Annotated in this window: 10 protein-coding genes and 1 tRNA gene; 5 read left to right on the top strand and 6 right to left on the bottom strand. The window is 71.6% G+C overall.

Annotated features, from left to right (window positions below):
- Positions 1-40: 40 nt before the first annotated feature.
- Positions 41-1,300 (bottom strand): PucR family transcriptional regulator, encoded by a 1,260-nt coding sequence (locus ABIE38_RS02435; RefSeq protein WP_354053844.1) that lies wholly within the window; start codon positions 1,298-1,300, stop codon positions 41-43.
- Positions 1,297-4,092, bottom strand: coding sequence for a pyruvate dehydrogenase (acetyl-transferring), homodimeric type (aceE, locus tag ABIE38_RS02440; protein WP_354053845.1), 2,796 nt, complete (start codon positions 4,090-4,092; stop codon positions 1,297-1,299). Before aceE ends, ABIE38_RS02435 begins: the two co-directional genes overlap by 4 nt.
- Positions 4,093-4,402: 310 nt before the next feature.
- On the opposite strand from aceE, the gene ABIE38_RS02445 reads away from it, so the two are divergent.
- On the top strand, positions 4,403-4,837 hold the full coding sequence (locus tag ABIE38_RS02445; protein WP_182636074.1) for a DUF3052 family protein: 435 nt from the start codon (positions 4,403-4,405) through the stop codon (positions 4,835-4,837).
- 208 nt (positions 4,838-5,045) lie between these two features.
- Here the strand turns inward: ABIE38_RS02445 and ABIE38_RS02450 are convergent, their stop codons facing one another.
- A complete protein-coding gene (locus tag ABIE38_RS02450; RefSeq protein WP_354053846.1) occupies positions 5,046-6,215 on the bottom strand; it encodes an RCC1 domain-containing protein in 1,170 nt (389 codons plus the stop codon).
- 184 nt (positions 6,216-6,399) lie between these two features.
- Between ABIE38_RS02450 and ABIE38_RS02455 the strand changes: the two genes are divergently transcribed.
- Together ABIE38_RS02455 and ABIE38_RS02460 are read left to right on the top strand one after the other, a co-directional pair.
- Positions 6,400-6,472 (top strand) — tRNA-Val (locus ABIE38_RS02455).
- 3 nt (positions 6,473-6,475) lie between these two features.
- Positions 6,476-7,474, top strand: a complete 999-nt coding sequence (locus ABIE38_RS02460) for a cobalamin biosynthesis protein (protein WP_354053847.1) — start codon at positions 6,476-6,478, stop codon at positions 7,472-7,474.
- A gap of 52 nt (positions 7,475-7,526) precedes the next feature.
- Here ABIE38_RS02460 and ABIE38_RS02465 read toward each other — a convergent pair whose 3' ends face one another.
- Genes ABIE38_RS02465 through ABIE38_RS02475 form a run of 3 tightly spaced genes read right to left on the bottom strand, consistent with a single transcriptional unit; the run spans position 7,527 to position 9,589 of the window.
- Positions 7,527-8,423, bottom strand: coding sequence for an SURF1 family cytochrome oxidase biogenesis protein (locus ABIE38_RS02465; protein WP_354053848.1), 897 nt, complete (start codon positions 8,421-8,423; stop codon positions 7,527-7,529).
- 31 nt (positions 8,424-8,454) lie between these two features.
- On the bottom strand, positions 8,455-8,931 hold the full coding sequence (locus ABIE38_RS02470) for a low molecular weight protein-tyrosine-phosphatase (protein ID WP_354053849.1): 477 nt from the start codon (positions 8,929-8,931) through the stop codon (positions 8,455-8,457).
- Positions 8,921-9,589, bottom strand: a complete 669-nt coding sequence (locus ABIE38_RS02475; protein ID WP_354053850.1) for an HAD hydrolase-like protein — start codon at positions 9,587-9,589, stop codon at positions 8,921-8,923. Before ABIE38_RS02475 ends, ABIE38_RS02470 begins: the two co-directional genes overlap by 11 nt.
- Positions 9,590-9,671: 82 nt before the next feature.
- On the opposite strand from ABIE38_RS02475, the gene cobC reads away from it, so the two are divergent.
- Positions 9,672-10,772: an Rv2231c family histidinol phosphate aminotransferase CobC gene (gene cobC, locus ABIE38_RS02480; RefSeq protein ID WP_354053851.1), complete on the top strand. Its 1,101-nt coding sequence runs from the start codon at positions 9,672-9,674 to the stop codon at positions 10,770-10,772.
- Positions 10,769-11,926, top strand: coding sequence for a Nif3-like dinuclear metal center hexameric protein (locus ABIE38_RS02485; RefSeq protein WP_354053852.1), 1,158 nt, complete (start codon positions 10,769-10,771; stop codon positions 11,924-11,926). Before cobC ends, ABIE38_RS02485 begins: the two co-directional genes overlap by 4 nt.
- The last annotated feature ends 1 nt before the right edge of the window (position 11,927 follow it).

Here is an 11,927-nt window from a genome sequence, read left to right on the forward strand (position 1 = left end):
GAGCGGAGTTTTCGTTACACGGTGTGACGAGAGTGATTGTTTAGCTGTCCTGAGGGCTTCGTTCGGCGAACTTGCCGAGGACGAGGGCTATGCGCAGGACAAAAGCTTCCCTCGCGTCAAGCGGGTCGAACTCGGTGATCTGGCTCACCCGCTTGAGGCGATACCGCACGGTGTTGGGATGGACATACAACCCGCGCGCACACGCCTCGACGTGACCACCCGAGTCCAGGTAGGCCCTCAGGGTCTCCTCCAGGGACGGATCGGCGCCGCGGAGCGGGGTGACGATCCGCTCGACCAGCATCCCCGCCGCCGCGCGGTCCCCGCCCAGAACCCGCTCCGGCAACAGGTCGATCGACGCCACCGGACGAGGGGCACCGGGCCACCCGGTCGCGGCCGCTGCGCCGGCGATGGCCTCGGCAGCACTGTCCGGGGCCTCGGCGAGCGACCCCACGGTGTGTCCGACGACGACGGGCGCGTCGGGGGAGAAGGCGTCGAGCACCGCCGGTGGGACGGCAGAGGAGGACTTCAGCTCACCTGAGAGGATGACGACCAGGCGTGCCCCCTGGACCACGGCCAGCGCGTGCCTGCCCGCCGCGACGGCGGCTTTGTGCGTGGCGGGCACGGACGCCAGCCCCAGATCGGCCCTGGGGCGCCCCACGATGACGGTGGCAGCCGTGGTCGGGTCCCAGTTGAGCGCCGAGGCCCCGGAGGCGAGATCGGCGTGGCGGTCCCCGCGGACGACGGCGTCGACGAGCATCGCCTCCATGCGGGTGTCCCAGGCGCCCCGGTTCTCGGCGGCGGCCGCGTACACCGAGGCCGCGGTGAAGCCGAGCTCGCGCCCGAACTTCAGCACCGCGGCGATCATGAGCCCGCGCTGGCGCTCGTTGTGGGTGATCCGCGGCATCACCAATTCGAAGTACTCACACGTGGAGCGGACGAGCTGCACGGTCTCCTGGAGGGACAGGCCCTGGCCGAGGCCCTTGGGCAGCAGCTTGAACCCGGCGATCGTGTCGGTGTGCGGGGCCTCGGGGTTGCGCATCCAGGTGACGAAGTCGCGCACGGCGCTCTGGATGATCAGCTGGATCTCCGCCCGCTGGTCGGCGGACAGCCCGGCGAAGAACGGCAGGTCCTCCTCGAGGGACCGGACCGCCTCGGTGGACAGCGTCCCCGAGTACCGGGTGATGCGCTTGAGCAGCGCATCCGAGACCGGTCGCTGATCCGGGGCCCTCGCGGAACGGCGCCGGGACGGCTGTGCGGTCTGTGGCCCGGCCCCCGCCGCCGGTCCGGCCGTCTCGGTCACGCCACCCCGGGATCCGTCGTGGGCTCGGGCGCCGCCATGACGTCGTCGATCTTGTACAGGCGGGCCGCCTCGAGCAGGGTGCGCTTCTCGATGCTGCCCTCTCGGACCAGTCCGGCGAGGACCGCCACGATGATCGATTCGGCGTCGGTGTTGAAGAAGCGACGCGCCGCCGGTCGGGTGTCGGAGAACCCGAATCCGTCGGTTCCCAGGACGGTGAAGTCACCGGGGACCCATCCGCGGATCTGGTCCGGCACCGCCTTCTGGAAATCGCTCACGGCCACCTTCGGTCCCTCGCTGCCTTCGAGAGATGCGGTGACGAACGGGATCCGGGCGTGCTGATCCGGGTGCCGGAGCTCGTGACGTTCACACTCGTAACCATCCCGTGCAAGTTCGTTCCACGAGGTGGCCGACCAGAGGTCGGCGGCGACGTCCCACTTCTCCGCCAGTTCCTTCTGGGCCTCGGCGGCCGCGTACATCGCGACACCCGAGGCGAGGATCGACGCCTTGTGCGTACCCTTCTCGGCCTTGCGGAAGAGGTACAACCCCCGGAGCAGGGCGTCGGAGTCCAGATCCTCGGGCTCCGGCGGCTGCGGGACGGGCTCGTTATAGAGGGTGATGTAGAACGACACGTTGCGATCGAGGCCGTCGGTGTCGTTCTCGTGCGCCGCGCCCGGGCCGTACATCCGCTCGATCCCCGCGCGCATGATGTGAGCGAGCTCGAAGCCCCATGCGGGGTCGTACGAGATGATCCCCGGGTTGGTGGCGGCCAGCAGTGGCGAATGGCCGTCCATGTGCTGCAGTCCCTCACCGGTGAGGGTGGTACGGCCGGCGGTGGCGCCGAGCAGGAACCCGCGCGCGAGCTGGTCGGAGGCCGCCCAGATGGCGTCACCGGTGCGCTGGAAACCGAACATCGAGTAGAAGATGTACAGCGGGATCATGGGCTCACCGTGGGTCGCGTACGCGGTGCCGGCGGCGGTGAACTCGGCCACCGAACCGGCCTCGCTGATCCCCTCGTGCATGATCTGGCCTGTCTTGGACTCCTTGTAGCTCAGCATGAGGTCGTGGTCCACGGAGGTGTAGTTCTGTCCGTGCGGGTTGTAGATCTTCAGGGTCGGGAACCACGAGTCCATCCCGAAGGTCCGCGCCTCGTCCGGGATGATCGGGACCAGACGATCGCGTAGGGACTCGTCCCGCATGAGCTCCTTGCAGGTGCGGACCAGGGCCATCGTGGTGGCGACCGACTGCTTGCCCGAACCCTTGCGGAGCGAGGCCAGGGAGTCGATGTGCGGAACCGACACGGGTGTGAAGGTCTGTCGCCTCTCGGGCACGTGGCCGCCCAGCGCGGTTCTGCGCTCGAGCATGTAGCGGATCTCCGGCGAGTTGGGCCCCGGGTTGTAGTACGGAGGCAGTGTCGGGTCCGCCTCCAGTTCCTCGTCCGTGATCGGGATGAGCTGCTTGTCCCGGAACTGCTTGAGGTCGTCCAGCGTCAGCTTCTTCATCTGGTGCGCGGCGTTGCGTCCCTCGAAGTTCTGGCCGAGACCGAAACCCTTGACCGTGTGAGCGAGGATCACCGTGGGCTGACCGGTGTGCTCGAGCGACGCCTTGTAGGCGGCGTGGATCTTCCGGTAGTCGTGTCCGCCGCGGCGCAGGGCCCAGATCTCGTCGTCGGTCATGTCCTCGACCAGCTTGGCCGTGCGGGGGTCACGACCGAAGAAGTGCTCGCGGATCCAGGCGCCGTCGTTGGCGCGGAACGTCTGGTAGTCGCCGTCGGAGACGGAATTCATGAGGGAGACGAGAGCGCCCTCGGTGTCCTTTTCGAACAGCACGTCCCACTCCCGGCCCCACACCACCTTGATGACGTTCCAGCCGGCGCCTCTGAAGTACGACTCCAGCTCCTGGATGATCTGACCGTTGCCGCGGACCGGGCCGTCGAGGCGCTGGAGGTTGCAGTTGATGACGAAGGTCAGGTTGTCCAGCGCGTCGTTCGCGGCAACCTGCAGGGCTCCGCGCGAGTCGACCTCGTCCATCTCACCGTCACCGAGGAACGCCCACACGTGCTGCTGGGAGGTGTCCTTGATCCCGCGGTTGTGCAGGTAACGGTTGAAGCGGGCCTGGTAGATGGCATTCATCGGCCCGAGGCCCATCGACACCGTGGGGAACTCCCAGAACTCCGGCAGGCAGCGCGGGTGGGGGTAGGAGGGAAGCGAGCGTCCCGGGTGGCTCTTCTCCTGACGGAAGCCGTCGAGGTCGTGCTCGCGGAGGCGGCCCTCGAGGTAGGCGCGCGCGTACATGCCGGGTGAGGCGTGCCCCTGGAAGAAGATGTGGTCACCACCCCCGGGGTGGTCCTTTCCGCGGAAGAAGTGGTTGTAGCCGACCTCGTACAGTGGGGCCGCGCCCGCGTAGGTGGAGATGTGGCCGCCCACACCGATGCCGGGCCGCTGGGCGCGGTGGACCATGATGGCCGCGTTCCAGCGGATCCAGCGCCGGTAGGTGCGCTCCACCGACTCATCGCCCGGGAACTCGGGTTCGAGGCTGGTGGGGATCGTGTTGACGTAGTCCGATGAGGTGAGAGCCGGAAGGGGAACCCGCTGTTTCGAGGCGCGTTCGAGGAGCCTGAGCATGAGGTAGCGCGCCCGCTCGGGGCCTGCCTCCGCGAGCATGCCGTCGAGGGAGTCCATCCACTCCTGCGTCTCCTCGGGATCCGAGTCCGCGAGGTAGGACGCGACCCCCTCCCGGAGGACCGGCACGTTGGTGGGTGCGGAACCATCTCTGGTGCCTACGGTCTCGGTCATGCGTCTCGTCCTCACTTCTGCGATACGTACAGCGGCGACCCGGTGGGGTCACCACACATGTCGGGGTGCAGTGTCCGGTCGGCCGCACGCACCGCGGGTGTGGGGCGGATCGCGAGGTCGACCGGCCACGGGCCGTCGTCGGCCCATGACTTCCCTTGATTGTGCCCCAAAGCGTGATGCGCGACACCGGGCTGCTGTCTGACCGCCCAAATAGGCGGTAGTCGTTTCCCGTGGGAGGGTGCGCGGGTAGTGTTCCTGGTCAGCGAAAGACCAAGACGAACGAAGTCGGATACGAGGGAGGAACACCACGGTGGTCGCCGCGGCGAACCAGCAGGACGGGGCGGATCAGATTGCTGGTCAGCTCGAACTGACGAAGGACATGCTCGTTCAGGAGGTCGGATGGGATTCCGACTGTGACGAGTCGATCAGTGAGGCCGTCGAGGACGCCGTCGGATCGGAGCTGCTGGAGGAGGACACGGACGAGATCGTCGACGCGGTACTGCTCTGGTGGCGCGCCGGCGACGGCGACCTGGTGGACAGGCTCATGGACGTCGTGACCCCGTTGGCGGAGGAGGGGTCCGTGTGGGTCCTCACCCCCAAGACGGGGAACGACGGGCACGTGGAGCCCTCGGTGATCGCCGAGTCGGCCCAGACGGCCGGGATGCTCCAGACCCGCACCGCGGCCCTGGGGGACTGGGCGGGAAGCCGCCTGGCGTTGCGGAAGAACAGCATTCCGCGGAAGTAGAACGACGTTCCGCGGGCGTGATCGCACCCCCCCGGGGGTGCTCGGCCGCCCGGCGGTGGAGCACCCCCGGGGTGGGCTGATCTGACGAACACCGGCGCCGACGGCGCCGGTGTTCTCGCATGCACCGTGAGGGCACGCGGGACCGGAGCCGTGTCCGGATGCCCTCTGGGTCAGCTGCCCGGCCGCGACTCAGCTGCCCGGGGACTCCTCAGCTGCCCGGTCCGAGCAGGACCACCCCGCCGGACACCGACTGGGCGGGCCCCGGCAGCGGAACGCGGTAGGGTCGCCGGTCCTCGCCGGCGTACGGGGCGGCCCGGAGACCGCCGCCCCAGGCCCATAGGTCCCCGCTCCGGTCGATCCCGTACGACGCGGTCTCGGCGGCACCGATCCAGTCCATCGGCGGCACACCGGTGACCTTCTGGGGTTCCGCGATCGAGTTGTCCCCGGCGAGTCCGTCGCCGAGCACACCGGAGGACATCCGGCCCCAGGCCCAGACTCCCCCCTCGGAATCCCGGGCGAGTGCGAAGTCGTGACCGCCGGCCACCTGGACGACGTCGGACAGCCCGTCCACCCGGACCGCGCGGGGTGACTGGCCGCCCATCGGTTCCACGCCGAGCAGTCCGTGGACGTTGTTGCCCCACGCGCACACCTCTCCGGTGCTGGTGGCGATGACGGCGGCCCCGCCCGGGTTGGCCACGCTGACGGCGCCGGGTACGTCCCGGATCGTGCGGACCTGTGTCCCGTCCGGCTCGCCGATCACCTGGGTGAGGTTGATGCCCCATCCCTGCACCTTGCCGTCGGAGCGCAGCGCCAGGACGTTGAGCTGCCCGTCGGCCACCTCGATGACGTTCTCGACCTTGGGAACCGGGCCCGGGGTGGGTTGCTGTCGCTCGGCTCCGCGGTGGCCCCCGCTCGCGATGAACGAGTCGCCCCACGCGGTCACGGATCCGTCGGAGTGGGTCGTCAGGAATGCTCCGCCGACCGCCGCCACGGAGGTGGCATCCCGGACGCCGGGAACCTTCTGTGGCAGTGCAGCCGCGGGCCCGGTCGGCGTGCCGGCAAGGAGTCCCCGGTGATCCTCTCCGACCACCGAGACGGTGCCGTCGGGGTGGACCGCGGCGAGTACGGGGCCCGCATCCGCCACGGAGACGACGTCCTCCCATCCCCGGATCGGCCCCGGTGGGAGCGAACTGCGCACGACACCACCGAGGAGGACGGCCTGCCCCGGAACGCGCGGCGCGGGGGCCGGCGACGCCGAGGAGTCGGGACACCGCGGGGCGGACATCAGAGCGCGGTCGGCGGCGCTGCACCCGGTCGCGCCGGTCAGCGCCAGCGAGAGCGCGATGGCCGAGCCGACGGTCCTCCGGTGGTTCGTCATGGGGGGATTCTGCGGCGGAGACGGACGGTTGTCCAGAGGTTTCCCCATGGGTGTCCCGCGGGGTGGTTCCGCCGTCGCCACCCCCCGGAGGGCAGGCGCCCCGACAGGTCACCCCGGGGTCCACCGCGCCCGGGGGTGGGATAATCTGTCGCACGCCGTCCCGAATCACCGAGGCGGTCTTCTCGCGCGCGTAGCTCAGCGGTTAGAGCTCTGGTCTTACACACCAGCGGTCGGGGGTTCGAGTCCCTCCGCGCGCACTCATGAACAGACATCTGCTCCGCGCGCTCGGGACGGCGTTGGGCTTCGTCGCGGACGCCGCGTTCGCGGACCCGGGTCGGTGGCATCCCGTGGCGGGTTTCGGCAGCCGCGCGGCCGCGCTCGAGCAGGTGCTCCACCCGGACACCGGCCTCGATGGCGACACCGGGGCCCGCAGCGGGACCGGCATCCGCGCCCGGGGGCTCGTCTTCACGGTGGTGCTCGTCGGCGGGGCCGCGGTCACCGCGGGGGCCGCGGAGGCTCTCTCCGCCCGCCGGCCCGCGCTGCGGGTGGCCGTCACGGCGATCACGGTGTGGTCCTGCCTGGGCGGTACGTCCCTCCTCCGGGTGGCGGAGCGGCACGCGGTGCTGCTCGAGCGGGGGGACGTGCCCGCGAGCCGCGAGCTCCTGCCGTGGTTGTGCGGCCGGGACCCGAGCGCGCTCGAGGCCGGGGACCTGGCACGGGCCGTGGTCGAGTCGGTCGCCGAGAACACCTCTGACGCGGCCGTGGCGACCCTGTTCTGGGCGGCGGTGGCCGGACCCGCCGGAGCCGCCGCGCACCGGGCTGCCAACACCCTCGACGCGATGGTCGGGCACCGCTCGAGTCGGTACGTGGATTTCGGGTGGGCCTCGGCGCGACTCGATGACGTCCTGGGGTGGCCCGCCGCGCGTCTGGCGGCCGCCCTCACCGCAGCAGTCTCGCCCGTGGTCGGGGGAGAGCCCTCGACCGTCCTGGCCACGTGGCGCCGTGATGCCCGGGCGCACCCGAGCCCCAATGCGGGGGTGATCGAGGCGGCGTGCGCGGGGGCCCTCGGGGTCCGGCTGGGTGGGAGGACGCCGTATCCCTACGGAGTCGAGACGCGTCCCGGGCTGGGTCGGGGGCCCGCACCGCAGCCACACGATGTGCGCAGGGCGGTCCGTCTCATGCGGTACACCCAGGTCGCGGCAGCCGTCGGTGCCGTAGCGGCTCAGACCGTCCTCGGTGCCGTCGCGGCCCGGGACTGATCGGGGCCGCCGGGGCAGCGGTGGCCGCCGCGGCGAGGGAGCGCGGCCGGGGTCAGGTCCGGAGACGGTCCGCCCGGCGGTGGGCCCGCCGTTGTTCGGCGTCGTCGCGGTTCCCGTACCGGGCCCGGAGAGCGCGTTCGCGGGCATCCACGAGGGCGTCGTCGGCGTGGTCACCGTCCGGGTCGACTGGTGGCGCCGGGGTCTCGTCCGCCTCGGCGTCGCGGCGTCGCGCCCGGATCTCGGCCCAGGCGAAGTAGGCCAGGGCGAGCGGTGCCAGGACGCCGAAGGCGAGCCACTGCAGGCCGTAGGAGAGGTACGGGCCGTTCTCTATCCCGGGGATGGGCACCGGGGTGAGCGAGCCGGGCTGGTCACCGGGGAGCTGGAGATATCCGGCGGGCACGAGCGGGTGGTCGAGGGCCGCACCCAGGACGGAGGGGTCCAGGACCCTCACGGCCGGCAGTCCGTCCACCAGGACCGGCTCCGCCTGGCCGCTCTCCGCCGCCCGGATCCGCGCGGTGATCTCGACGGGCCCTGCGGGCGCGTCGGCGTACTCGGGGACCGTGTTGTTCTCGCCGACAGGGACGAAACCCCTGTTGACCAGGATCTCCGGCCCGTCGACCGGATCGAACACCGTCAACACCTGGTAGACCGGCTCACCATCCACCGCGCGGAGCCGCAGCAGTGCTTCCGCGTCGGGTTGCCACCGGCCGTCCAGCGTCACCAGCCGCCATTCGCGGTCGACGAACGCCTCGGGGGAGTCCACCACCTGCCTGAACGGGGCCGGCGCGGCCTCGATCGACTCGGCGAGGCGGGTGTTGCGGGCATCGAGGTCCTCGCTCTTGCCCAACTGCCACGGGGCCAGGAGAGCGAAGCACGCCCAGGCGAACAGCGACACGGCGAGCAGACCGATCAGCCAGCCGGGACTCAGAAAGCGCCGCAGACTCCGCATGTCCCCAGGGTATCCGCTAGGCCCGGACGGGCTAAGTCAGGAGGGCCCGCACCTCGGCGACCAACCCGGGGAGCGCGTCGGCGATCTGGAGACGGGTCCGGGTGAAGCCGTCGTGGTCGCCGTAGTAGGGGTCGGCCACGTCCTCGCCGTCCGCGGCGGGATCGAATCCCCGCAGGAGGCGGACACGATGCTCGTCGACTCCGGCGCCGAGGAGGTGGTCGCGGTGGCCGCGGTCGAGCGCCACCACCAGGTCGGCCCGGTGATCGGTGGCCGACAGTTGCGCGGCCACGTGCGTGCTGTCGTACCCGTGGGACTCGAGCTCGGCCGCGGCCCGCGGATCCATGCCGTCCCCGACGTGCCACCCACCGGTACCCACGCTCGAGACGGTGACACTGTCGCCGAACCCGGCGCCGGTGAACGCGTGCCGGGCCATGACCTCGGCCATGGGCGAGCGGCAGATGTTGCCGGTACAGACGAAGACCACGTGCACGCGCGGGTCACCACTCATGGATGATCCGCTCCAGCTCCGTGGTGTCCGCCGGGGACCAGCGGGCGCCGTCCCACTCGCCGGGGCTGCCGTAACCCCAGCGCACGATCGCCGTGGGGATCCCGTAGCGGGCGGCACCCTCCACGTCGTGCTCGCGGTCACCGATCATGAGGACGTGGCCCGTGCCGCCCTCGGCCTCCGGTACCGGATCCACGCCGAGCGCGGAGAGCGAATGCGCGATCACGTCGGCCTTGGCCGCCCGCCCGACGCGCAGGTCCGCGCCTCCGATGAACTCGAACGGGTCCTCGAGCCGGAAGTGCTCCAGGATCCGCCGCGCGGCCCGCTGGTCCTTGCTCGTCGCCACGGCCATCCGGAATCCGTGACCGGCCAGACTCGTCAGCAGGCCGTCCATTCCCTCGTAGACCGCGTTCTCGAGCCACCCCACGTCGCTGTAGCGCTCGCGGTACGCGCTCATCGCACGCTGTAGATCGGCGCCCCCGAGCCCCAGTGAGGCGAGGGTGTCCGGCATTGGTGGGCCGGCGATGGAGCGGATGTCTCGTGAGTCGTCCCACCGGGCGCCGACGGTGTCCAGCGCGTGGTGGAGCGACCTGGCGATACCGTCCAGCGAGTCGGTGATGGTGCCGTCGAGATCGACGAGGAGTATCGGGCGGTCGGGCATGCCGTCATCCTCTCAGACCCCGGCCGGCACGCGCCGCCACCCGTCGCCGCCGCCCCCGCGAGCCCCGCCTAGGCTGCCGGTCATGAGCGCCGCGCCCGGATCCGCGTCCGGACACCTGCCCGAGGGACCGTCGTGGGACGCGCTGCGTCACCACGGTGATGCCGAGCTGGTGCCGGGTGCGGTGGACTTCGCCGTCAACGTGCGAGGGGATTCTCCGCCCGCGTGGTTACGGGAGCGGTTGGCGGATCGACTCGGTGACCTGGGTGGGTACCCGACCGCCGACGACGGCGAGGCGGCCGTGGCCGCTGTCGCCGCCCGTCACGGGGTGGGGCCCGAGGGCGTGTTGTTGCTGGCCGGCGCATCGGAGGGGTTCCACCTGATCGCCGACCACGCGGCCCGCCGGGGCCTGTGCGCCGCCGTGCTGCACCCCTCGTTCACGGAGCCGGAGGTCGAACTGCGGCGGGCCGGTGTCTCGGTCGACAGGGTCATCCTGCCCCCGCCATACCGTCTCGATCCGGCGCTCGTGCCCGACGAGGCCGACCTCGTCGTCGTCGGTAACCCCACCAACCCCACCTCGGTCCTCCACCCCAGGGCGACCGTCGCGGCGTTGTGCCACCCCGGCCGCGTGACGGTCGTGGACGAGGCGTTCTGCGACGTGGTCTCCGACGAGGCCGGGCACACGCTGGCCGGCGCCCGGTTGCCCGGCCTGGTGGTGCTGAGGTCGTTGACCAAGACGTGGGCGCTCGCGGGACTGCGGGTGGGCTACGCGGTGGGGGATCCGGCGGTGCTGGCCGAGCTCGCCGCGAACCGGCCGCACTGGCCACTCGGGACGCTGCAACTCGAGGCGATCCGGGCCTGCCTGGGTCCCGTGGCGGACCGGGAACTGGCGGCGGCACGTGCGCAGGTGGTGGCCGAACGCCGGGCGATGGTGGCCACCCTCGAGGCCGCGGGGATAGCGGTCGTTGTGCCCCCCGACGCGCCGTTCGTCCTGGTGCGCACCCCGGACGGGGCGGATCCCGCCGCGTTCCGTGCGGGCCTGGCGCGCCGGGGGATCGCGACCCGCCGCGGGGACACCTTCCCCGGGCTCGACGCCACCCACCTGCGCCTGGCCGTCCGCGACGGCAGGATGGTGGACGGACTCGTCCGCGCGTGGCGGGCGGAGCGGGAAGGGGATCGACGATGACCACCGGTGGGCCCACCCTGGCCGACGTGATCGACCTGCTGGAGCACGCGTACCCGCCGCGGTTGGCCGAGTCCTGGGACCGTGTCGGTCTGGTCGCGGGCGACCCCTCCGCACAGGTCGGGACGGTCGTGGTGGCCGTCGACGCCACCGACGCGGTGGTCGACCACGCGCTCTCCCTGGGTGCCGATCTGCTCCTGGTCCACCACCCGCCCCTGCTGCGGGGGGTGCACTCGATCGCCGCCGACACCCCCAAGGGCCGCCTGCTGCACCGTCTGGTCCTGGGCGGCTGCGCCCTGTACGCCGCCCACACCAACGCCGACTCCGCGCGGCCCGGCGTCAACGACGCGCTCGCCGAGACGCTGGGGCTGAGCCCCGGCAGGCCGCTCGTCCCGACCGGTGACGGCACCGTCGACAGATGGGTGGTGACGGTTCCCGACGACGGCGTCGAGGACCTCCTCCACACGGTCTTCGCCGCCGGGGCCGGTCGGATGAGCGGGTACACCGAGTGTTCGTTCTCCGTGCCGGGCACCGGCCGCTTCCGCCCGGGCGACGGTACGGACCCGGCGATCGGCGTGATCGGCGAGCCGGAGCGGGTCTCCGAGACGCGGGTCGAGTTCGTGGCGCCTCCCGAGCTCAGATCCGAGGTCCGCCGGGCGGTCACGGCCGCACACCCGTACGAGGTCCCCGCCATGGACGTGTTGATCAATCACGCCGGGCCCGGCCCGGGCCCTGAGGACACCGGACTCGGTCGCGTCTGCGACCTGGCGGAGCCGATGTCGCTCGCGGAGTTCACCGCTCTCGTCGGCGCCCGGCTGCCGCAGACACGATGGGGGGTCCGCGCCGCTGGTGACCCGGACACGGAGATCAGGAGGGTCGCGCTGTGCGGGGGCTCGGGCGATTCCCTGCTGGGCGCGGCCCGGGCCGCGGGGGCGGATGTGTACCTCACCGGAGACCTGCGTCACCACGTGGTCGACGAGCACCTCAGGGTGGGCGGACCGGCCCTGGTGGACGCCGCGCACTGGGCGCTCGAGTTCCCGTGGTGCGCGCAGGCCGCGGCGCTGGTCGAGGAGGGGGTCGGGGTGGCGGCCACCGTGTGCGACCTGCGCACCGACCCGTGGACGGTGGCGTCGGGGGGAGAGGGCGACGGGCGGTAGT

Origin of the sequence: Dietzia sp. 2505 (genome assembly GCF_040546785.1) — a bacterium.
Taxonomy (GTDB): domain Bacteria; phylum Actinomycetota; class Actinomycetes; order Mycobacteriales; family Mycobacteriaceae; genus Dietzia.